Source organism: Yoonia vestfoldensis DSM 16212, assembly GCF_000382265.1.
GTDB lineage: Bacteria > Pseudomonadota > Alphaproteobacteria > Rhodobacterales > Rhodobacteraceae > Yoonia > Yoonia vestfoldensis.
This window is the reverse complement of sequence record NZ_KB907981.1, coordinates 119,682-140,577: the sequence shown is the minus strand read 5'-3', so window position 1 is coordinate 140,577 and position 20,896 is coordinate 119,682. Positions and strand designations below refer to the sequence as shown.

General features: G+C 63.8%; 24 protein-coding genes. 17 read left to right on the top strand and 7 right to left on the bottom strand.

The genetic code is table 11. From position 1 onward, the window contains the following. The first annotated feature begins 284 nt into the window (after positions 1–284). The 3 genes from H147_RS0110970 to H147_RS0110960 all read left to right on the top strand — a co-directional run bounded on the left by H147_RS0110970 (position 285) and on the right by H147_RS0110960 (position 4,115). Entirely contained in the window at positions 285–1,841 is a 1,557-nt protein-coding gene (locus H147_RS0110970) for a phosphate ABC transporter substrate-binding/OmpA family protein (protein WP_019955420.1), read from the top strand. An 88-nt stretch (positions 1,842–1,929) separates the two neighbouring features. Then, positions 1,930–2,964, top strand: a complete 1,035-nt coding sequence (locus tag H147_RS0110965) for a type 2 periplasmic-binding domain-containing protein (protein ID WP_162561664.1) — start codon at positions 1,930–1,932, stop codon at positions 2,962–2,964. After that, positions 2,961–4,115, top strand: coding sequence for a TRAP transporter substrate-binding protein (locus H147_RS0110960; protein WP_019955418.1), 1,155 nt, complete (start codon positions 2,961–2,963; stop codon positions 4,113–4,115). The genes H147_RS0110965 and H147_RS0110960 overlap by 4 nt, the downstream gene beginning before the upstream one ends. Positions 4,116–4,154: 39 nt before the next feature. On the opposite strand, the gene H147_RS0110955 is transcribed toward H147_RS0110960, so the two are convergent. Further along, on the bottom strand, positions 4,155–4,760 hold the full coding sequence (locus tag H147_RS0110955; RefSeq protein WP_019955417.1) for a YdeI/OmpD-associated family protein: 606 nt from the start codon (positions 4,758–4,760) through the stop codon (positions 4,155–4,157). Positions 4,761–4,770: 10 nt separating this feature from the next. Further along, the gene (gene metG, locus H147_RS0110950; protein ID WP_019955416.1) at positions 4,771–6,483 is read right to left on the bottom strand and encodes a methionine--tRNA ligase; all 1,713 of its coding nucleotides are present in this window, start codon (positions 6,481–6,483) and stop codon (positions 4,771–4,773) included. Between the two features lie 136 nt (positions 6,484–6,619). On the opposite strand from metG, the gene H147_RS0110945 reads away from it, so the two are divergent. The 3 genes from H147_RS0110945 to H147_RS0110935 all read left to right on the top strand — a co-directional run bounded on the left by H147_RS0110945 (position 6,620) and on the right by H147_RS0110935 (position 8,766). Next, positions 6,620–7,084, top strand: coding sequence for an outer membrane beta-barrel protein (locus H147_RS0110945; RefSeq protein WP_019955415.1), 465 nt, complete (start codon positions 6,620–6,622; stop codon positions 7,082–7,084). 13 nt (positions 7,085–7,097) lie between these two features. Next, entirely contained in the window at positions 7,098–8,138 is a 1,041-nt protein-coding gene (locus tag H147_RS0110940; RefSeq protein WP_019955414.1) for an aldo/keto reductase, read from the top strand. 79 nt (positions 8,139–8,217) lie between these two features. After that, positions 8,218–8,766, top strand: a complete 549-nt coding sequence (locus tag H147_RS0110935; protein ID WP_019955413.1) for a lipocalin family protein — start codon at positions 8,218–8,220, stop codon at positions 8,764–8,766. Here H147_RS0110935 and H147_RS0110930 read toward each other — a convergent pair. Further along, a complete protein-coding gene (locus H147_RS0110930) occupies positions 8,723–9,622 on the bottom strand; it encodes a helix-turn-helix domain-containing protein (protein WP_019955412.1) in 900 nt (299 codons plus the stop codon). The two genes, H147_RS0110935 and H147_RS0110930, sit on opposite strands and share 44 nt — an antisense overlap. 82 nt (positions 9,623–9,704) lie before the next feature. Between H147_RS0110930 and H147_RS0110925 the strand changes: the two genes are divergently transcribed. Beyond that, a complete protein-coding gene (locus tag H147_RS0110925; protein WP_019955411.1) occupies positions 9,705–10,583 on the top strand; it encodes a fatty acid desaturase in 879 nt (292 codons plus the stop codon). Here the strand turns inward: H147_RS0110925 and H147_RS0110920 are convergent. After that, entirely contained in the window at positions 10,580–11,251 is a 672-nt protein-coding gene (locus tag H147_RS0110920) for an NUDIX hydrolase (RefSeq protein WP_019955410.1), read from the bottom strand. The two genes, H147_RS0110925 and H147_RS0110920, sit on opposite strands and share 4 nt — an antisense overlap. Then, the gene (locus tag H147_RS0110915) at positions 11,248–11,637 is read right to left on the bottom strand and encodes a DUF983 domain-containing protein (RefSeq protein WP_019955409.1); all 390 of its coding nucleotides are present in this window, start codon (positions 11,635–11,637) and stop codon (positions 11,248–11,250) included. Before H147_RS0110915 ends, H147_RS0110920 begins: the two co-directional genes overlap by 4 nt. A gap of 175 nt (positions 11,638–11,812) precedes the next feature. On the opposite strand from H147_RS0110915, the gene H147_RS0110910 reads away from it, so the two are divergent. From H147_RS0110910 to H147_RS0110895, 4 genes are all read left to right on the top strand, one after another. Then, a complete protein-coding gene (locus H147_RS0110910; RefSeq protein WP_019955408.1) occupies positions 11,813–12,106 on the top strand; it encodes an EF-hand domain-containing protein in 294 nt (97 codons plus the stop codon). A 74-nt stretch (positions 12,107–12,180) separates the two neighbouring features. Continuing rightward, entirely contained in the window at positions 12,181–12,774 is a 594-nt protein-coding gene (locus H147_RS0110905; protein ID WP_019955407.1) for an RNA polymerase sigma factor, read from the top strand. Continuing rightward, positions 12,758–13,099 carry a hypothetical protein gene (locus H147_RS0110900; RefSeq protein WP_245541134.1) on the top strand — a complete coding sequence of 114 codons (342 nt, stop codon included), beginning with the start codon at positions 12,758–12,760 and terminating at the stop codon, positions 13,097–13,099. The genes H147_RS0110905 and H147_RS0110900 overlap by 17 nt, the downstream gene beginning before the upstream one ends. Next, on the top strand, positions 13,092–13,541 hold the full coding sequence (locus tag H147_RS0110895; RefSeq protein ID WP_019955405.1) for a periplasmic heavy metal sensor: 450 nt from the start codon (positions 13,092–13,094) through the stop codon (positions 13,539–13,541). The genes H147_RS0110900 and H147_RS0110895 overlap by 8 nt, the downstream gene beginning before the upstream one ends. On the opposite strand, the gene H147_RS0110890 is transcribed toward H147_RS0110895, so the two are convergent. Beyond that, positions 13,538–14,929, bottom strand: a complete 1,392-nt coding sequence (locus tag H147_RS0110890) for a diguanylate cyclase (protein ID WP_019955404.1) — start codon at positions 14,927–14,929, stop codon at positions 13,538–13,540. The genes H147_RS0110895 and H147_RS0110890 overlap by 4 nt on opposite strands. A gap of 94 nt (positions 14,930–15,023) precedes the next feature. Between H147_RS0110890 and H147_RS0110885 the strand changes: the two genes are divergently transcribed. The 3 genes from H147_RS0110885 to H147_RS0110875 all read left to right on the top strand — a co-directional run bounded on the left by H147_RS0110885 (position 15,024) and on the right by H147_RS0110875 (position 17,710). After that, a complete protein-coding gene (locus tag H147_RS0110885) occupies positions 15,024–15,302 on the top strand; it encodes a DUF3572 domain-containing protein (protein ID WP_019955403.1) in 279 nt (92 codons plus the stop codon). Next, entirely contained in the window at positions 15,302–16,069 is a 768-nt protein-coding gene (locus H147_RS0110880; protein ID WP_019955402.1) for an HAD family hydrolase, read from the top strand. The genes H147_RS0110885 and H147_RS0110880 overlap by 1 nt, the downstream gene beginning before the upstream one ends. A gap of 66 nt (positions 16,070–16,135) precedes the next feature. Then, the gene (locus H147_RS0110875) at positions 16,136–17,710 is read left to right on the top strand and encodes a trimethylamine methyltransferase family protein (protein WP_019955401.1); all 1,575 of its coding nucleotides are present in this window, start codon (positions 16,136–16,138) and stop codon (positions 17,708–17,710) included. 6 nt (positions 17,711–17,716) lie between these two features. Here H147_RS0110875 and H147_RS0110870 read toward each other — a convergent pair whose 3' ends face one another. Beyond that, the gene (locus tag H147_RS0110870) at positions 17,717–18,745 is read right to left on the bottom strand and encodes a zinc ABC transporter substrate-binding protein (protein WP_019955400.1); all 1,029 of its coding nucleotides are present in this window, start codon (positions 18,743–18,745) and stop codon (positions 17,717–17,719) included. Positions 18,746–18,813: 68 nt separating this feature from the next. Here H147_RS0110870 and H147_RS0110865 point away from each other — a divergent pair, with 68 nt between their 5' ends. Genes H147_RS0110865 through H147_RS0110855 form a run of 3 tightly spaced genes read left to right on the top strand, consistent with a single transcriptional unit; the run spans position 18,814 to position 20,824 of the window. Continuing rightward, positions 18,814–19,296: a transcriptional repressor gene (locus tag H147_RS0110865; protein WP_019955399.1), complete on the top strand. Its 483-nt coding sequence runs from the start codon at positions 18,814–18,816 to the stop codon at positions 19,294–19,296. Further along, positions 19,293–20,027: an ATP-binding cassette domain-containing protein gene (locus tag H147_RS0110860; protein WP_019955398.1), complete on the top strand. Its 735-nt coding sequence runs from the start codon at positions 19,293–19,295 to the stop codon at positions 20,025–20,027. The genes H147_RS0110865 and H147_RS0110860 overlap by 4 nt, the downstream gene beginning before the upstream one ends. Next, entirely contained in the window at positions 20,027–20,824 is a 798-nt protein-coding gene (locus H147_RS0110855; RefSeq protein ID WP_019955397.1) for a metal ABC transporter permease, read from the top strand. Before H147_RS0110860 ends, H147_RS0110855 begins: the two co-directional genes overlap by 1 nt. The last annotated feature ends 72 nt before the right edge of the window (positions 20,825–20,896 follow it).

The window sequence follows — 20,896 nt, the reverse complement described above, 5'->3', positions numbered from 1 at the left end:
GTCATCGTGCCGCCAATGCTATCCTGCCAGCTTCGCAATCAGGTCACAATCCTGCCGGAATGACCCAGCTGTCGATATCCGCGACTGCGGGGTTTGGTGTGATGCGGCGTGAATCCCGCAGAATTGGCCGTGGCGCGGTTCTGTATCGGAATAGGGTCGGTTTGGAAACAATCAGCCCGCCTGACGCATTTGTATCATCTTTTTGCCCAATTGCAGCTTTAGCCGTTTTTGTCATGCAAGTGGCCGGCATCACGTCAGGCCAGTAACAAGACCGAGGCACAGAGATGAAAGATTTTCGACAAAAGCTGGCGTTGGCGACCTGTCTGGTGGCGACCCCTCTGATTGCGGATGCGCAACAAGTCACGATTTCAAGCAAGGATAACGCTGTCACGATCACGGGTGAACTGATCGCGTTCGACGAAGAAATCTACGTGCTCGACACCGATATCGGACAGTTGCGGCTGTCGCGGCTGGCGACGAATTGCGCGGGTGACGGATGTCCGCAGCTGACGGTCAGCCTTGATCTAGACGTCGCGGTCACAGAGCCACAGACCGCGTCGCTGTTGCAGGTGCTTGTGAATGGCTTTGCCACAACGCGCAGCCTGTCGGGCCTGTCGGTGCCGAACGACGACGGCATTGTCGCACGCATCGATCTTCAGAACACAGAGACGGCTACCGCCGCCGGTGCCGTCAACGTCGCGGTGCAGGATGCCGAGGATGCATTCCTGCAACTGGTGCAGAACCAGATCGACGTGGCCCTGACCAAGGTGCCGGTTCCCGTTTCGATCGCGCAGACGGTCATTGCCGCCGGTGGCACCGACCTGCGCGACCTCAGCCGCGAACGCATTGTGGCGCTTGATGCGCTGGTGCCGATCGTCCACCCAAGCAACATGGTGCGATCCATCTCTTTGGAAGATCTTGCGCTGGTCGCATCGGGCCGGATCACCAACTGGTCCGATCTCGGCGGTGACAACGCCCCGATCCGGATGCTGTTGCCCGCCGCGGGTTCGTCGGTCGACACCGCGTTTTCCGAGCTTGTTCTTGCTCCCAACCGTGCCCGCCTGCGCGCCGGCGCCGAACGCGTGAGCGACGACAGCTTGGTTGCCGACGCCGTCGTGGCCGATCCGACCGCCATCGCGCTGGCCACGCTGTCCGATACCGGATCCGCCGAAGTCCTGCCGATCCGCCAGACCTGCGGGCCGCTGGCCTATGCCACGGATTTCGCGATCAAGGCGGAAGAATATCCGCTCAGCCGCCGGGTCTATGCCTACACGGGCGATGAGGCCCTGACTGGCACACAGGCATCCTTTGTCAACTTCATGACCTCGCCCGCCGCACAGCCCTTGATCGAAAGCGTGGGCTATGTGGATCAAAGCGTGGTCGCCCAGCCGATCAGCCTGCAAGGGACGCGGATGACATCTGCAATCCTATCGGCAAGCACGGGTGCGACGCTGGCCGCCGTGCAGAACCTGTCGCGCGAACTGGCCACGGCGGACCGTTTGTCCACCACCTTCCGTTTCGCCACCGGCTCTGCCAACCTCGACAACAAGGCGCTGGAAGACGTGCAGCGTATGGTCGATTTCCTCAACAGTCCCGAAGCGCGCAACCGTGACATCCTGATCCTCGGCTTTACCGATGACGTGGGCCGGTTCGACCTGAACGAACGTCTGGCGCTGCTGCGTGCGGGGTCGGTGCGCGATGCATTGGTCACGGCGATCGGCGGTGATGTTCTGGCCGGGCGGACGTCGGTCGCGTCATACGGTCCGCTGGCACCAGTGGGATGCAACGACAGCGCTGACGGGCGCGAAAGCAACCGCCGCGTCGAGGTCTGGCTGCGTTAAGCAGCCGGCCATACGCGCAGAGTATTTGAAGTATCCTCGGGTTTTGGACGCGATTCCAGCCCGGCAAGCGATCGAAGGAAAATCAACGATGAAACGCAGAACCCTACTCGGCACCGGCTTGGGTGCCATGGTGGTCGCGGGGCAGACGGCACAGGCGCAAACCGCCATGACGCTGTCCCTGATCACCGACCGGCCGGACGCGGGACGTGCGCTGGCGGCCCGTCTGGCGGCCGTGTCCGGCGGCACGATCGAGGTCACCGTCACCGAAAGCCCGTCCACCGAGGCCGCTGGTTTTCTGGACACGGTCTCCTCTGGTGGTGCCGACATGTATCTGTCCGCCGAAGAGGCCTTTATCGGCACGAACCCGGCGTTCGGCATCTATTCCGCCATGCCTGGCGGGATGAGCCCGAGCGAGCTTGAAGGCTGGTTGTCCGCGGGCGACGGGCGCTTTCTGCTCGACCTGCTGGGCGAAGAATACGGCGTCAAAAGCTTCATGATCGGTGACGACGGCCCCTTGCCGCTCTGGTCCAAGGCACCGCTGATCGGGATGAACGATCTGACCGGCGCCGCCGCAGGCTCGGTCGGGCTGGGCGTCAACGCGATGCGCGCGATGGGCGTCGGCAATGTCGTGGACATCCGTGCCGAGGCGGTTGATCTGTCCAGTCTTGATGTCTTCGAAGGGCTGAGCGTGGCGCAGATGGATGCGCAAGGTCTGCTTGCGACCTTCCCGCATATCACGACGCCGAATGCCGGGCGTCCCTCTGCGGCCTTGTCGCTGGGCGTCAACCTTGCGACGTGGAACGCATTGTCGGATGTGAACAAGAGCCTGCTCGAACGCGCGATCACCGCCGAACACGGCATGAACCGGACGATCACCATGCATGACAGCGCCGTGGCCTTGCAGGCCGCCGGTGACGCCATCACCCGTCACGACATGCCCGCCGATATCTGGGACGCCCAAATCGCTGCTGCCAATCAGGTGATGTCGGACATCTTCGGGTCCGGCAACCTCGGCGCCGATGTGGCCGACGGGTATCTGTTCTTCATCGGCGATGTCGCCGGCTGGAGCGAGATCGGCGAAGCCGCCTTTGTCTCGGCGCGCAAAGGGGCGCTGGCCCAATGACACCTGTAGCGAAAGACAATATCATGCTGAACCAGCAATCGAACTCCAAGGCGATCTCGCGCAGGCGCGCCTTGCTCGGCGGGGGCGCCGCCCTGACGGGTGCCGCAGCGCTGGCGACCCCAGCCATCGCGCAGGGCGCGCCGCGGACATTACGGCTTGCCTCGTCCTGGCCCGAAGGGCTGGGTGGTCTCGCCGACAGTGCCAAGCGCTTGGCTGAGCAGGTCAATATCGTCTCTGACGGGCGCTACAACATCGAACTGTACTGGCCCGGCGAACTTGTCCCGGCGTTCGGCGTGCATGACGCTGTCGGCGCTGGCGAGGTCGATCTTTACCATTCGGCCGAATATTACTTCCAGAACAAGCATCGCGGTTTCAACTTCTTCACCACCGTGCCTCTTGGGCTGACCATGCCGGAACAGACTGCGTGGACCAAATTCGGCGGCGGTCAGGAATTGTGGGACGAACTGAACGCAGGTTACAACGTCAAGGCCTTCCCCTGCGGCGGGACCGGTGTGCAGATGGGCGGTTGGTTCAACAAGGAAATCCTGACCACGGACGATTTTGAAGGCCTGGTCATGCGTCTGCCCGGCCTGGGTGCACAGGTGCTGGATGCGCTGGGTGCCACGGCGGTAAGCCTGCCTGCCGACGGGATCGTCGCGGCGCTGTTCGAAGGCTCGATCGACGCGACAGAATGGGTCGGTCCTTATAACGACCTGCAATTCGGGTTCCAGAAACTGCTGTCGACCTATATCTATCCGGGCTTCCACGAACCCGCGACGATGGCGTCCTTCGGCATGAACCTCGATCTGTGGAACAGCCTCGACGACCAGGACCGCGCCTTGTTCACAACCATTTGCGATGCCGAACTGACATCGCATACGGCCGATTTCTATGGCAACAACGGGATCGCGCTGGTCCAGTTGCTCGCGGAATCCGGGGTCCGGCCGACACGTCTGCCGGATGATGTGTGGAACGAATTGTCGCGCGTGTCTTTCGAGGTCACCGCAGGCGTAGCCAACGACGACGATATGGGTCGCCGCATCGTGGAAAGTTACGAGGCTTACCGCACGCTGGTCAACGGGGCAGGCCCGATCAGCCAGGCCGAATATTTCGCACGGCGCGGTGCCGTCGATCTGTTCGCTGACGTGTAATGAAAACGGGCCTTGGCGCGGTGTCGCGCCAAGGCCGCCTTAGCGTCGTGGTTTCGCCGTCCACTGGAACGGCCTTACCCCTGCCGCACAATCATCCACGATCCGGTCGATCTTGGCCCGCCGCGTGTCGGGCTTTTTGGCGTTGAGCAGGATCTCCAGCGCACCACGCTTTACCGGGCGCGGAAACCCGTGCCAGGTCCGCTCGGTGCCGGGTGCCGCGTCAAAGGCTGCTTGCAAATCATCCGGGATGATCAGGTTTTCGACGTCATCCAAAGCCGTCCAGGTTCCGTCCGCCTTGGCGCGGTCGATGACGGCCTGACCGGCCTCGGTCATCAACCCCGCCGCAATCAGCCGGGCGACCTTGTCCTTGTTTACACGGCTCCAGTGCGATCCGGTCTTGCGGGGGCTGATATAAAGCATGCTGCGCGCGTCGTCTTTGGCACGCGGAAGGCTGTCCACCCACCCGAAACAAAGGCAGGCATCGACCACATCCGTCAGAGGCACGTGACTGGCCGGAACGGATTTCTTGAACAGGACAAGCCAGACACCCGATGGGCCGGTGTGGTTGGCCTGCAACCACCCGCGCAAATCCGCGAGCGAGGTGATCTCGACCTGCGGCGCATCAAGAAGCGGTGTCTTGGCCATGCGTCATGCCTTATGTCCGCACACCCGCGAACCGTTCGGCCCAGTCGGCGCGTTCGTCGTCCGTGATCTTGCGGAACAGGTTGTCCGGCACGGTGAACGCATGACCTGCGGGTAGGGCGGACAAGGCCGCCGCCATATCCTCGGGCCAAGCGGTATCATCTGTCTGCATCGCGTCCAGCAGGACCTTGCTGGCATCAGGGATAAAGGGTGCGGACAGCACGGCATAGAGGCGGATCAGGTTCAGCCCAAGGCGGACCTGCATGGCGGCAGTTTCGGGATCGGTCTTGATCGTGGTCCACGGCGCGTTGGCCTGCAGATATTCATTGCCCAAGACCCAGATCGCGCGCAGTTCTGCCGCAGCCTTGCGCACCTCGATGGCGTCCATATGGGCCTGATAGGCGGTCAGGCGTTGGGTGAGGGCGGCGATCAGCGCCTCTTCGGCCGCACCTTGTGTGCCGCCTTCGGGGATGGTCTCGCCGAACTTGGATCGGCAGAATTTGGTGATCCGGCTGACGAAATTGCCCAGCACATCGGCCAAGTCCTTGTTCACATCCTGCTGGAACGCGTCCCATGTGAATTCCGCGTCCGATGTTTCGGGGGCGTGGGACAACAGCCACCAGCGCCAGTAATCGGACGGCAGGATTTCCAGCGCCTGATCCATGAACACGCCGCGCCCGCGTGAAGTGCTGAACTGGCCGCCGTCGTAATTCAGGTAGTTGAAGGATTTAATGTAGTCTACCAGCTTCCACGGTTCCTGCGTGCCCATGATGGTCGCGGGGAAGGACAGGGTGTGGAACGGTACGTTATCCTTGCCCATGAACTGGGTATAGCGGACATCATCCGCGCCTTTGTCGGTGCGCCACCAGCGTTCCCAGCCGCTGCCTTTGCCCGCATCCTGCCATTCCTGCGCGCAGGCGATATATTCGATGGGGGCATCGAACCAGACGTAGAACACCTTGCCGTCCATGCCGGGCCAATCCTGATCGCCCTTGCGCACGGGAATGCCCCAGTCCAGATCGCGCGTGATGCCGCGATCCTGCAACCCGTCGCCGTCGTTGAGCCACTTCTTGGCAATCGATGTCGTCAGGATCGGCCAGTCTTTCTTGCTGTCGATCCAGTCGGCCAAGGCGTCTTTCAGTTCTGATTGCCGCAGATAAAGGTGCTTGGTCGTGCGCACCTCCAGATCGGTGGCGCCGGAAACCGTCGAGCGGGGATTGATCAGGTCGGTGGGGTCCAGCTGCTTGGTGCAATTGTCGCATTGATCGCCGCGCGCGGACTCAAAACCGCAATTGGGGCAGGTGCCTTCGATATAGCGGTCGGGCAGGAACCGGCCGTCGGTGTCGGAATAGACCTGATCCTCGGTCACTTCGCGGATCAGGCCCATCTCGGCCAGACGGCCCGCCATGGCCTGCGTCAGCCTGTGGTTCTGCGGGCTGGAGGACCGACCGAAATGGTCGAACGACAACCCGAACCCGTCCGCGATGCGTGCCTGCACGTCGTGCATTTCGGCGCAGTATTCCGCGACCGGCTTGCCCGCCTTGGCGGCGGCGAGTTCCGCAGGCGTGCCGTGTTCGTCCGTGGCGCACAGAAACAGCACCTCGTGGCCGCGCTGACGCAGATAGCGGGCGTAAAGATCGGCGGGCAACTGGCTGCCCACAAGGTTGCCCAGATGCTTGATCCCGTTGATATAGGGAATGGCGGAAGTGATCAGATGGCGGGCCATGCGACGTCCTTGCAAAGTTTCGCCTCTGTCTAGCGATGTCGGGGGCCAGATGCCAGATGCCTGACATCTGTTGCACCGCAGCATATTGCGGCTTACACATCGCCAACAGCCCGATTTCAACAAAAGGTCGCCACCGATGAAAACACTTGTTGCCGTGATCACTGCTCTGACCCTGTCCACCCCACTGCATGCGCTGGAAGCCTATGGCGCGCTGGGCGGCGATTACGCGCTGCCGCATGCAGGCGATTCCGACCGGCTTGTCACCGTGCTGGGGGGCGTCGTCACCAGCGGGCAATTGCTTGCCGTGGGCGTCGAGGCCGAATTCGGGTTTGCACTGGGGGCAAGCAGCGATTTCGATACGCGCCGCCTGCGCGGCGTGGCACGCTACCGGCTCGGCACGCTGACGGCCTTCGGGGCGGCGGGGTTTGACCAGTTCGTTTATGAAAACACGACCGATACAGGGCTGAGCCTTGGTCTTGGGGGTGAATTCGACTTGCAAGGCAATTTGGCGTTTCGCGGCGAATTGATCCGGTCTTTCATCACCGAGGGCGAGACCGAGAATACGACGACCACCCGGCTGGGGCTGGTCTACCGGTTCTGAGAACGGAAAAGACATGCAGAAAATAACACTTGGCCGGAGCGATATCACGGTCACCGACTGGTGCCTTGGCACCATGACCTATGGCAACCAGACCGACCGTGACGACGCTTACGCCCAGATCGACATGGCGCTGGATGCGGGGATCAATTTCCTCGACACCGCCGAAATGTATCCGGTCAACCCGATCCGCGCCGAAACCGTGGGTCTGTCCGAAACCATCGTCGGCGAATGGATCGCGAAATCGGGCCGCCGGTCCGAGGTCGTGATCGCGACCAAGGTGTCGGGCAACAATCCGGGCTGGGTGCGCGACGGGCGCGGCTATGACGGGGCGATCATCCGGCAGACGGTGGATGCGTCGCTGCGCCGGTTGCAGACCGATGTGATCGACCTTTACCAGATGCACTGGCCAGAGCGCGGGTCCTACGCGTTCCGCCAGAACTGGAGCTATGATCCGTCCGGACAGGACCGCCAGCGGACGATGGATCATATGCTGGACGTGCTGGAGGCGCTTGATGACTGCGTGAAGGCCGGCAAGATCCGCGCCATCGGCATGAGCAACGAAAGCGCCTGGGGCATGACCAAGTGGGTCGATCAGGCGACAGCCGCCGGTCTGCCGCGCATGGTGTCTGTGCAGAACGAATATTCGCTGCTGTGCCGGCTTTATGACACTGACATGGCCGAAATGGCCGTGAACGAGGATGTGACGCTCTTGTCCTATTCGCCGCTGGCCTGCGGTCTGCTGACGGGCAAGTATCAGCATGACGTGCCCGCAGGCAGCCGGTTGTCGATCAACGGCAATCTGGGTGGACGGATGACGCCGCGCACCTTGCCGGTGACACAGGTCTATCTGGATCTGGCCCGCGATCATGGCGTCGATCCGGTGCATATGGCGATGGCCTGGCAGGCGACGCGGCCTTTCCCTGTCTCGGCGATTTTCGGTGCGACGACGAAAGAGCAGCTGTCGCATATCCTTGCAGGGCGCGATATTGTGCTGACGGATGATCTGCTGGCCGCGATCGAGGCGGCGCACAAAGCGAACCCCATGCCCTATTGACGGGAGTTTGGTCCGGTCCCCCGAGCGGGACCGGAGCGCGCCGCGCGGGAGTATTTTTGGAAAAAAGAAGTCGGGGGCCATGATGCGCAACTTCGTGATGATGGCTTTCCTGCTGGCGGGCTGTTCCGTGCAACCCGGAGAGCCGCGCGGCGGGCTGTTCGAGGTTTACCGCGATACCGCCGTGCCGATGTCATCCAAGGCCGTGTTCGAGCCTGCCCGGTTTCTGGGCACATGGTACGAGGTCGCGCGCTATCCGGTGCCTTTCGAGGCGGGATGCGTCGGCGTTACGGCCGAATATGGTGCCTTGCCGGACGGGCGGATTTCGGTGCGCAACACCTGTCGCAATCCCGACGGGTCCGTGCGGTCCGTCATCGAAGGCAGTGCCAGCATCGTCGGCCCTGGACGGTTGCAGGTCGCGTTTCCGTCGGTGCCTTTTGGTGACGCCGATCTTTGGGTGCTCTGGGCGGACGAGACCTATCGCACGGTCGTGCTGGGGGCACCTGACGGTCGGTCAGGCTGGATCTTGAACCGCGATCCGGTGATCCCTGCCGACAGGCTGGCCGCCGCGCGCGGGATGCTGGCGTTCAATGGCTATGATCTTGACCGTCTGATGCTGGTTCGGCCGTAGCGGCGAGGCTGATCAAGCGGTCGAAATGTGCGGCCATGTCGCGCTGGCCTACCTTGCCGCCGCGCACCAGCATGTCGAAATGCCGCGTGATTGCGGTGACCCGTTCGGTGTCGCGAAAGGCGATGTAGTTGCGCCCGACATAGATGACGGCCAGCAGCGGGCCGAAGACGGTGACCGGCGCTGAATAAACCTCGCGCTTGTCGAACAGATGCAGCCGCAGGGCAGGATAGAGCTGATCGTGCAAGTCGCGGAAACGGCGCAATTGCACCTGCCGGACCGAGAGAGGCAGGCCGCTGTAATAGCCCTGACCACGCGCGAAACTGTCCAGCTCTGACAGCGGCATGGCGATTTCGTAGTCCGATTTGGACCGCTGCATCCAGTTCAGCCTGTCAGAACTGGCCCCGATCGCCTGTTCGATCGTCTTGCCCACCGAGGGCGCGTATTCCCATCGCAGCATGTCCGTGGTTTTGAGCATATCGGGCAGCCCCGACGGCACATGGCGGATCTTGTAGCCTGCGGCCTCCTGATGCCAGGCGAAGATCTGGTCATCGACCATGGCGCGCGACGCTTCGGGCATGGAAATCGCGGTGGCGACCAGATCGGCGGCCTGTTCGGGGAAATCCGACAGCCCCAAGAGCCAGTCGGCGCTGACGCCAAGGGCGGCCGAACATTCCGCGACAAGCTGCGCATTGGGCAGGCGCGCGCCCTGATCCTTGAGCAGTTGCGACAGGGTCGACCGATCCACGCCGACGCGCCGCGCCAGTGCCGCCTGCGTCGTGCCGGTCCGGTCCATTGCGGCGACCAGCCTGTCACGGAACAGCCGGGCACGGTCGCGTTTGTCGGTTTTTAACATCATTGGTGATCATTATCACATATACAGACTTTTGTGAACCAGGCACGACATTCACGGACAGACCGTGTCGGCATAATCTACCTGCATGAAATCCAATAGATTTTTCCGTATCGAATGGCCCACGCTTGTGCTGATCCTTGGCTGTTATGCCGTCTGGGTTGGGGCGCTGTGGGTGCTGCCTTTGCCAGTCGGGGTGATCGTCGCGGGGCTCGCCATCGCGCTGCATTCCTCGCTTCAGCACGAGGCGATTCATGGCCATCCGTTCCAGCGGCAATGGATGAACGACCTGCTGGTCTGCCCGCCGCTGACGCTGGTCATTCCCTATACCCGTTTTGCCGCCACCCACCTTGCGCATCATCATGACGAGGTCATCACCGACCCTTATGACGACCCTGAAAGCAACTACATGGACCCCGCCGTCTGGGACCGCTTGCCGCGCCCTGTGCAAGCTGTGCTGCGGTTGAACAACACGCTGGCGGGGCGGCTTTTGCTGGGGCCTTTGGTAGGCACGGCCAGTTTCCTGATCTGCGAATGGCGGAACGGCACGGCGGAGATCGGGCGCGCTTGGGCCCTGCACCTGCCGGGCATGGCGGCTGTGCTGATGCTGGTCGCGGTATCGCCGATGCCGGTCTGGGCGTATCTGTTGGCGGCCTATCTGGGGCTGTCCTTGCTGAAACTGCGCACGTTTCTGGAACATCAGGCGCATGTCCGCGCCAGTGGCCGCAGCGTCATCATCGAGGATCGGGGGCCGCTGGCGTTTCTGTTTCTGAACAACAACCTGCATGTCGTGCATCACATCCACCCGACGGTGCCGTGGTACGCGCTGCCCGCCGTCTACCGCGCACGCAAGGACCATTACCTGCGGCGCAACGGCGGTTATCTGTTCCGGTCCTACGGACAGATTTTCCGGCAATACCTGTGGCGTGCCAAGGATCCGGTGCCGCACCCTCTCTGGCCGCGCTAAAGCGGGGAACGCCCGCCAAGACGGCTGACCAGATGCGCCTCGTCGTCATTGCGAAAGAACGGCACATCGGGCAGATCGCCGCCACGCGCGATATAGCCTGCCAGTTCCGCCAGCACGACCTGCGTGATGAAAGGCAGATCAAAGCCGCGCGCGCGGTCGAGGGCGACCCATTGCAGGTTGGCCAGTTCATCCTCGGCCCCGGTAAAGTCATCGGGGTCGGTCACCAGATCGGCGGCATCCGCCAGAAAGAACCGCGCATCGAAACGGCGTGGCGGGCCGACGGGCGTGACGGCGCGAAAGAAAAACTGCAACGCCGCACCATTGGGCCTGTGGCCTGTGGCGGCGAAACCGCGCCAGCCTTGCGGCGGGTCGGGCCAAGGGGCGGCGGTGCCCAGCACCTGCCCGGTTTCTTCCCATAATTCGCGGATCGCGGCAGCGGCAAGGCAATCGGGGGCACGACTGCTGTCGGCCTGCAACCTTGCGTGATCAAGCGGTGACAGGTCCGGCACGGGGATGCAGCCGTCATTGGGGTCGACCGCACCGCCTGGAAAGACGAATTTGCCCGGCATGAAGGCGACAGACGCGCCGCGCTGCCCCATCAGGACGGCGGGGCGGGTGTCTGCGTCGCGCAGCATGATGATCGTGGCCGCGTCCCGCACCGGCGTCATGCGTTATGACCGAACCCGTGCATCCGGCGCGACCACTGGATGCCGACGATCAGCCCCTTCATCGGCGGCAGCAAGGCCAGCGAAAGCCCGACGGCGCCGACGGACAGGACCGTCGCCATCACCAGCGGTTCGGGTCGCCAGACGACCCACATCAGATGGATCGCAAAGCCGATGATATGCGCGACCAGCAGGATCACGAGATAGGCAGGGCCGTCATCGGCGCGGTGGTGGAACAATTCCTCGCCGCAGTTGGGGCAGGTGTCGGCGACATGCAGATAGCGGTCGAACAGCTTGCCTTCGCCGCAACGCGGGCAGCGGCTGCGCAAGCCGTTCATGATGGCGGGTTTGGTGGGGCGTTCGGCGGCGTGCGGGGATGTGTCGGTCATCAGACCCTCCTGTGCTTGTGATTTACATGGCCTTTCGCAGGTCAAAAGGAAAGGGTTGGCCGGACCGTTTCACGGCTTGACCGGAATAATTGACCGGCCCGCGACGGAAACGCCGGGTCATCCCGTTCAATCTGGGTCAGCGGCACAAGGCCGCCGGAAACCGAAAGGACAGAAGATGAAAAATGGATGGATCACTGCAGGGCTGGTCGCGACGCTTGCGCTCACGGCAGGGGCGGCTGCCGCCCAAGGGCACCGGCAAGGACCGGACTTTGCCGCGATGGACACCGATGGCGACGGCGCTGTGACGCTGGCCGAATTCACCGCCTTTGCGCAGACCCGTGCCGCCACCCGCGCCGAGCGGATGTTCACCCGCGTCGATGCTGACGGCGACGGCAGGGTGACGATGGCCGAGATCGAGGCCGCGCGCGAGGCGCGTGGCGCCCGGCATGGCCAGCGCCAGACTGACTGAACCAGACCCGCGCGGCAGGCCACCCGCCTGTCGCCGATTGTCACGGGGGGCGGATGCCGCTAGCACGATCACAAATGACGGCGGTACCCGACCTTTTCGCCCATGCCTCGGACGAGGATCTGTTGCTGGCTCATGCCAGCGGCGACCCCCGCGCGGCGGAGGCGCTGACGCAGCGCCTGTTGCCGCGTGTGCTGGCGCAGGCGTTGCGGATGCTCGCCAATCGTGCCGAGGCCGAGGATGTGGCGCAGGACGCCATGTTGCGGCTCTGGCGGATCGCGCCCGACTGGCGGCGGGGCGAGGCGCAGGTCACGACTTGGCTGTACCGGGTCACCGTGAACCTGTGCACCGACCGATTGCGCAAAAGGCGGCATGTGGCGATCGACGAGGTGGCCGAACCGCTGGATGCCACGCCATCGGTCGCGGCGCAAATGCAGACCCGCGCAAGGCTGCGGGCGTTGTCGGATGCCTTGGCGCAATTGCCCGACAGGCAGGCGCAGGCGGTGGCGCTGCGGCATCTCGAAGGGTTGTCCAACCCGCAGATCGCAGGGATCATGGACATCAGCGTGGCGTCGGTCGAAAGTCTGACGGCGCGCGGCAAACGGGCGCTTTCCGCGATCATGGCGGGGCGCAAGGCAGAATTGGGGTATGACGATGACGAACCCGCCTGACGATATGCTGGACGATCTGTTCGCGCAGGCGCGCAATCTGGCGCCCGTGCCCGATGACGCTTTGATCGCGCGGGTGCTGGCGGATGCCGCGCGCCCGGTGCCGGTGCTGCGCCCGCAGCCTTCGGTGCTGGCGCAGATGCGCGCGATGATCGGCGGCTGGCCCGCTTTGGGTAGTCTGGCGGCGGCGACGGTCGCAGGTATCTGGATCGGCATCGCCCCGCCGCCCGTGGTCGCGGATTACGCCACAGGCCTTTTGGGCGAGACGGTCAGTCTGGGATTGTCAGCCGAGGAATTCATGATCGCAGGAGATTTGTCCGATGGCTGATGTGCAGACGCGCCCGTCCCGTATCTGGCGCATCGTGCTGGTGGTGTCGCTGGCGCTGAACCTTGCGGTGGCAGGCATCATCGGTGGCGCGATGGTGTCGGGCCGCTTTGGCGACCGCGCGTCGCCACGGATCGACTTTGGCGTCGGCCCTGTCGCGCGCGCGCTGTCCGACGACGAACGGCGCGCGATTGGACGCGACTTGCGCGCGGACCGTAGTTTGCGCGGCCATGATTTTCGCGGTCAGATGGCGGCGGTTGCCGCCGCCCTGCGCGCCGATCCCTATGATCCGGCGGTGACGCTGGCCCTGCTCGAGGAACAGGCGGACCGGCTGAACCAGGTGCAGGCGCGCGCGCGGATGGCGGTGCTGGACAGGATTGCGGCGATGCCACCTGAACGCCGGCAGGCCTTTGCCGACCGGCTGGAACAGGAATTGCGCCGCTAGGCGGCCGTCAGGTCCATCGCCACACGGTCGCGCCCGGCTGATTTCGCGCGATACAGGGCCGCATCCGCCAGATCGCAGATGCGGTGCGTGTCGGGCTGGTCTTGCCCCGCCTCGCCGCTGAGCGCCACGCCGACAGAAATCGTGACCTGTATCGGCGCATGCGCCTCGCCCAGATCGAAAGGGGTCTGGTTGACCAGCCTGCGCAACCTGTCAGCGGCCCCTTGCGCCTGTGCGGCACTGGTGCGCGGCATGGCGACCAGAAACTCCTCTCCGCCGATGCGGGCGACCAGATCGACCGCGCGCAGATTGTCGCGCAGGCGCGCGGCCAGCGCGACCAGCACCCTGTCGCCTGCGGCATGGCCATAGCTGTCGTTGATCGCCTTGAAATGGTCGATGTCGATCATCATCACGGCCAGCGCGCGCCCTGCGGCGGCGGATTGTTCGGACATCCGCGACAGGTGATGGTCGACGTACCGGCGGTTATAAAGCCCCGTCAGCGGATCGGTCACCGCGGCCTGCAACCCGTCGCGCAGATTGCGGCGCAGGGCGTCGTGCAATTGCTTGCGCCGCACCAGCGCCCTGGCGCGCAGAAGCACCTCTTGCGGGAGAGCGCCTTGGGTGACGACATCATCGGCACCAAGGTCCAGAAAAAGCGCGGCTATTTCGGGGCGATCGTCCGGGACCATGACCAGTACCGACGCGAGGCGCGTTTCCACACGGCTGCGCAGGTCCGACACAAGGCTGAAAAGCGGTCCTGCATCGCCTTTGGGGTCGGCGGCGGGGATGATGAAAAGATCGGGGCAAGGCGCGTCGTCATTGTCGCGCAGCACCGCCGCTGCGGTCTGGATCACAACAGGATGGCCCAGCCCTGCGTGCAAGGTGGCGATCAGCTGTGTCACCGGCGCGGTCTGCGGCGCGATCAGCGTGACCAGCCCCGGTGTGACAAAGGCGGTCTGGCTTTCGCTGAACCCCAGCGCGCGGCTGGTGCTGTCGCGCAGGAACAATTCCTCGGTGGCAGAGCGTGCGCGCAGCAGGCTGCGGATGCGCGCCAGCAGCAGCGCGTCATTCATCGGGCGCGCCAGCACGTCGTCGGCTCCCGCATCAAGGGCTGCAAACCGCGCGCGCGACGTATCCGCGATGCCCACGGCGATGATCGCGATGGTGCTGGTGTCGGGGTCCGCCTTCAAGGCGCTGCAAAATCCGTGCCGGTCCTCGGCCGGGTCGGACAGGTTCACGAGGATCAGGTCAGGGCGATGCTGGGCGATGATCGCCATCGCCTCGGCGTTCGATGCGCAGGCTTCGACGATGAATTGCGCGGCCAGCATTTTGACGCGTAGCACGATTCTGTTGGTCGGCACCGCATCGACGATCAATATCCTTCCCGACATGTCTGCGTCCTCATCACGGAAACAAGGGCGTTTCCTGCAGACAGTTTCGGTCGTATTGGTTAAGAAATTCTTTCCAGTGAATAAAGGATGAATCATGGGACCGGATCAGGCGCAGGTAATCGCGCTTCAGGCCTTGGGCTGGATGGCCGGGCAGGACGAGATCTGCACGACCTTTCTGGGGGCCAGCGGGGCGTCGGTCGATGATCTGCGCGACCGCGCGGCGGAACCCGCCTTTCAGGCGGCGGTGCTGGATTTCCTGACGACGGACGACACTTGGGTCATGGCCTTTTGCGATGCGCAGGGGCTTGCCTATGACATGCCGCTGCGTGCGCGCTATGCCTTGCCGGGGTCCGAACAGGTGCATTGGACCTGATGCTTGACACCGGCCTGCGGGTCGGGTCCGGTGCGGACCAAAGCACGAAGGAACCGACCGTGATTGCAGGCATCATCTTTGACAAGGACGGCACCTTGTTCGATTTCAACGCCACTTGGGGTGCTTGGACCCGCGCCATGCTGGTGGCAGAGGCAGGCGACGACCCGATCCTGTGCGCAAGACTGGCGGCGGCGCTGGGTTACGACATGGAAAATGGGCGGTTCTTTCCCGGCAGCATCGTGATCGCCTCGACCGTGGGTGATGTGGCTGATGCGATCCTTGACGTGCTGCCCGGCGACGTGGACAAGGCCGCGCTGATCGGGCGAATGAATGCGGGATCAGCACAGGTCGATCAGGTCGAGGCGGTGCCGTTGCGCGCCTATACTGCGGGGCTGCGTCAATTGGGCCTGACCCTTGGCGTGGTCACCAACGACGCCGAAGGCCCCGCGCTGCGCCATCTCGACAAGGCCGGTATCCGGTCCGATTTCGCCTTTGTCGCGGGCTATGACAGCGGATACGGTGCCAAGCCCGGACCGGGGCAATTGATCGGCTTTTGCCGCGCGACGGGGCTGGGCCCTGACGCGTGTATCATGGTCGGCGACAGCACGCATGACCTGCATGCAGGGCGCGCAGCGGGGATGCTGACGGTGGGTGTGCTGACCGGACCCGCCCCGCGCGAGGAACTGGCGGGGCTGGCCGATACCGTGCTTGACAGTATCGCCGATATTCCCGCATGGCTGCGGCGGGAAAAGCTGATCGCAAGCTGAATGCGACGGCTTTTGTCGGTTTTTCGTCATCATCCCCGCGCTGGTTTTGCCATCCTGCCCTGAGAAATGGCAGGGATCACGATGCAGGCAGATGGCAAGACACGGCGGCGCGGTGGCGGACGGGCAGGCAATGCGACACGGCGCGGCACGGCGGCGATCGACCAGATGTCTTGGCACCTGCCGGTCAACACCGACCGCCCGACCGAACCGCTGACGCCCGACGGCGTGCAGGCAATCCATGACGGCGCGATGCGCATCCTTGAAGAGATCGGGATCGAGTTTCTGAACGAAGAGGCGCTGGCGCTGTTCCGGCAGGCCGGTTGCACCGTGAACGGCACCAATGTGCGCATGGGCCGCGACTGGGTGATGGAAATGCTGGCCCATGCGCCTGCGCAATTCGACATCACCCCGCGTAATCCCGATCGCAAGGTCACGATCGGCGGCAAGCATATCCTGTTCGGGGCCGTCGCCTCGCCGCCCAATTACCACGATCTGGAAATCGGGCGCAAAGTCTCCGGCACGCGCGAGCAATGCGCGAACCTGTTGCGGTTGACGCAGTACTTCAACTGCATCCATTTTTCCGGCGGCTATCCGGTGGAACCTGTGGATGTGCACGCCTCTGTGCGCCATCTCGACGTGATCCACGACAAGATGGTCCTGACCGACAAGGTCGCGCATGCCTATTCCTTGGGGCGCGAACGGGTCGAGGATGCGATGGAGATGGTCCGCATCGCGGGCGGTCTGACCGAGGATCAGTTTGCGTCCAAACCGCATATGTACACCAACATCAACTCCACATCGCCCCTGAAACACGACGTGCCGATGATCGACGGTTGCCTTCGCTGCATCCGGCGCGGGCAGGCTGTGATTGTCACACCCTTCACGCTCGCTGGGGCGATGGCGCCCGTGACGATGGCGGGGGCCGTGACCCTGTCGATTGCCGAGGCTTTGTCGGCCATCGCGCTGTTCCAATATGTCCGCCCCGGCGCGCCTTGCGTGATCGGGACCTTCACCAGCAACGTCGACATGAAATCTGGCGCGCCCGCCTTTGGCACGCCCGAATACATGCGCGCGACCCAGATGACGGGCCAGATGGCGCGGTTCTACGGGTTGCCCATGCGGGCCTCGGGCGTCTGCGCCGCAAACCTCGCCGATGGCCAGGCGATGTGGGAGACTTCGAATTCGCTCTGGTCTGCTGTGCAGTCCGGCACAAACCTTGTCTATCATGCGGCGGGCTGGCTCGAGGGCGGGCTGATCGCAAGTCCGGAAAAGTTTATCATGGACTGCGAGATCGTCCAGATGATCCAGCGTTACATGGACCCGATGCTGACCGCGACAGGGCCTGACGACATCGCACTTGACGCGATCAAGGAGGTGGGACCGGGCGGGCATTTCTTTGGCACACAGCACACGCAGGACAGGTTCGAACAGGCGTTCTATCAGCCGTTTGTGTCCGACTGGCGCAATCACGAGGCGTGGGAGGCAGCGGGGTCCATCGGCACGGCGGAACGCGCGCATCACCTTTACAAGGATATTCTTGCGACCTTCGAGGCCCCGCCGCTGGATGTGGCCATCAAGGAAGAGCTGGCCGATTTCGTGGCGCGGCGCAAGGCGGAAGGCGGCGCGCCCACTGATTTCTAGGGCCGGTTACGCACCGCCAAGGCAGGCGGCAAAGTCATCGGCAAGACGGCGCAGCAGCGCTTCGTAAAGCGCGGCGCCACTGTCCAGACCTGCGCCGACACCGTCGATCTGGGCGGTGCGGGCCTCGGTGCCTTCGGTGACGACGGTCGCCCAACGGTCGCCGATTTCGGCGTCGCTGAAGACGCAAACGATCTGGCTGTCGGCCATCTGGTCACGCAGGCTCGCGACCTGTGCAGGGCCGGGGGTGCGCGCGTCGATGCCGGAAATCGCACCGGCGGCGGTCAGCCCGTAGCGGGACTCGAAATACTGATAGCCGTCATGTGGCAGGATATAGGCAAGACCTGCGAACGGGGTCAGTTGTGCCGCCAGTTCCGCATCAAGCACTGTCAGCCGGGCAATCGCTGCCTCGGCATTGGCGGCATAGGTCACGGCATTCTCAGGATCAGCGTTGCCAAGCTGATCGGCAATCGCGGCGACCCAGACTTGTGCCACGTTCGGGTCAAGCCAGGCGTGGGGGTCAAAGTCACCATGGTCGTGGTCGTGATCGCCATGGGCATGATCGTCATGCCCGTGGTCATGGGACTCCCCGTGGTCATGCCCATGGTCATCATGGGCGTGATCGTGATCGTGAGAATGGTCATGATCGTCATGCGCATGGTCATGATCATCCTCGGCGGCTGGTACGACGAATTTCTGGATGTCGCGGATCGGCAGCGTCTCCCATCCGGCGACGTCGAGCAGGGTCACCTGCGTGGCATTCGGGGCGAGCGTGTCGATCAGGTCGGTCAGCCAGGGCGTCAGGCTCGGGCCGGTCCAGATCATCAGGTTTGCGGCGCCCAGTTCTTCGGCGTCGCTGGGGCGCAGGGCGAAATCATGCGGGTCCGCACCCGGGGGCAGCAACACATCGGGCGTGCCCAGATCGCCCATGACCTGTGCTGTCAGGCTGTGAATAGGCGCGAAATCGGTCATCACCTGTGGCACGTCGGCAAGGGCAGCGGTGGGCGCAAGTGCGCAGAGGGACAGAAAACGAATCATGGCGTGGTCCTTGTGGTGATTTCGATGTGATGTTATATTTGATATGTTATATCATAACAAGGCGCACAATGTCCCAAGACCCCATGGCCTTTGCCCGGCACGATCACGACAGCTGCATCAGCGCCGCACTTGCGGCGGCAGACAGCGCTTGCGTGGATCGCAAGGTCCGCATGACCCCCGTGCGGCGGCGGGTGCTGGAAATTCTACTTGAAAGCCACTCTGCCCTTGGGGCCTATGACGTGCTGGCGCGGCTTGATGCCGAAGGGCTGGGGTCCAAACCGCCCGTCGCCTATCGCGCGCTGGCCTTTCTGGTCGAACAGGGCTTTGCCCACCGGATCGAGCGGCTGAACGCCTTTATCGCCTGCGCGCATCCCGGTGCTGTGCATGATCCGGCCTTCATGATCTGCCGCAAATGCGGCACCGTGGCCGAGGCACAGGCCAGTTCGCGCAGCCTGACACAGGCCGCCGCCGCCAACGGGTTCCAGCTTGAGCAGACGATGATCGAGGCCGAAGGGATTTGTCCTGCCTGCCAGCCGGATGCCGCCGCATGAGCCTTATCGACGCGCGCCACATCGACTTTGGCCATGGTGGCCAAAGGGTTCTGCAGAACGTCAGCATGTCGCTCGACAAAGGCGAGATCGTGACGATCGTGGGCCCCAACGGATCGGGCAAATCCACGTTGCTGCGGTTGCTGATCGGCGCGCTGAAACCGCAAAAGGGGACAGTGACCCGCGCGCCCGGCCTGCGCATCGGCTATGTGCCGCAGAAACTGCATATCGATCCGACCTTGCCGATCACCGTGGCGCGGTTCCTGAACCTGCCCAAGCCGGTGCCTGCCGCCGCTGCTTCCGAGGCGTTGCGCACGGCGGGCGTGGCCGGATTGCAAAGACAGCAGATGTCGCAATTGTCGGGCGGGCAGTTCCAGCGTGTGCTGCTCGCACGCGCGATTTTGGCGAACCCCGACGTGCTGATGCTGGATGAAGCGACCCAAGGGCTCGACCAGCCCGGATCGGCGGCCTTCTATCGCCAGATCGCTGCCGTGCGGCAGGACTTGGGCTGTGCGGTGCTGATGGTCAGCCACGAATTGCACGTGGTGATGAGCGCGTCCGACAGGGTGATCTGCCTCAACGGCCATATCTGCTGCGAAGGCACGCCCGAAGTCGTGTCCGCCGCCCCCGCCTACCGCGAATTGTTCGGGACGGGCACGGGTGGCGCGCTGGCGCTGTACCGGCATGAACATGACCACGATCATGGCCATCACCATCACGAGGCGGCGGAATAATGCTGGATGATTTTCTGGTGCGTGCCGCCCTTGCCGCCGTGGGCACGGCCGTGGCGGCGGGGCTTTTGGGCTGTTTCGTGGTCTGGCGGCGGATGGCCTATTTCGGCGATGCGACGGCCCATGCGGCTGTGCTGGGCGTGGCGATGGCGCTGCTGTTCGGCACGTCGATCACGCTGGGTGTCGCGGTTGTCGCCCTTTGCATGGCGGTGCTGATCCATGCGCTGACCGGGCAGGGGGTCGCTGTCGACACGATCCTTGGCGTGCTGGCGCATGGGGCGCTGGCCTTGGGGCTGGTGGCTGTGACGCTGGTGCCGGGGCAGCGGATCGACCTCGACGCCTATCTGTTCGGCGATGTGCTGAGCGTGACGCGCAGCGATCTGGCGGTGATCTGGGGCGGCGGAGCGCTGCTTATGGGTGTGCTCTGGTGGCACTGGTCCGCGATGCTGACCGCGACGCTGAACCCTGATCTGGCCCATGCGGCGGGCATCAACCCGCGCCGCCAGCAACTGATCCTGACGGTGCTGGTCGCCGCTGTAGTCGCCGTCGCGATCAAGGTCGTGGGCGCGCTGCTGATCACGGCGCTGCTGATCATCCCTGCCGCCAGCGCGCGCGGTTTTGCCAGCACGCCCGAACGGATGGCCTTTTTCGCGATGGCGATCGGGGCGCTGTCCGCCTTGGGTGGGCTGCGGCTTGCCTTGCATTTCGACACGCAGGTTGGACCGTCGATCATCTGCGTGGCGGTATTCATCTTTGCGCTCAGCATGATTGGCCGACACCTGCCCAAGTTGCAGGTCTGATTGCCCCGTAACTTCCCCCGTCTTGCCATAGCCTTGCCCCGATTTGCGCGTCTTGCTCAGGAAATGGGCGAA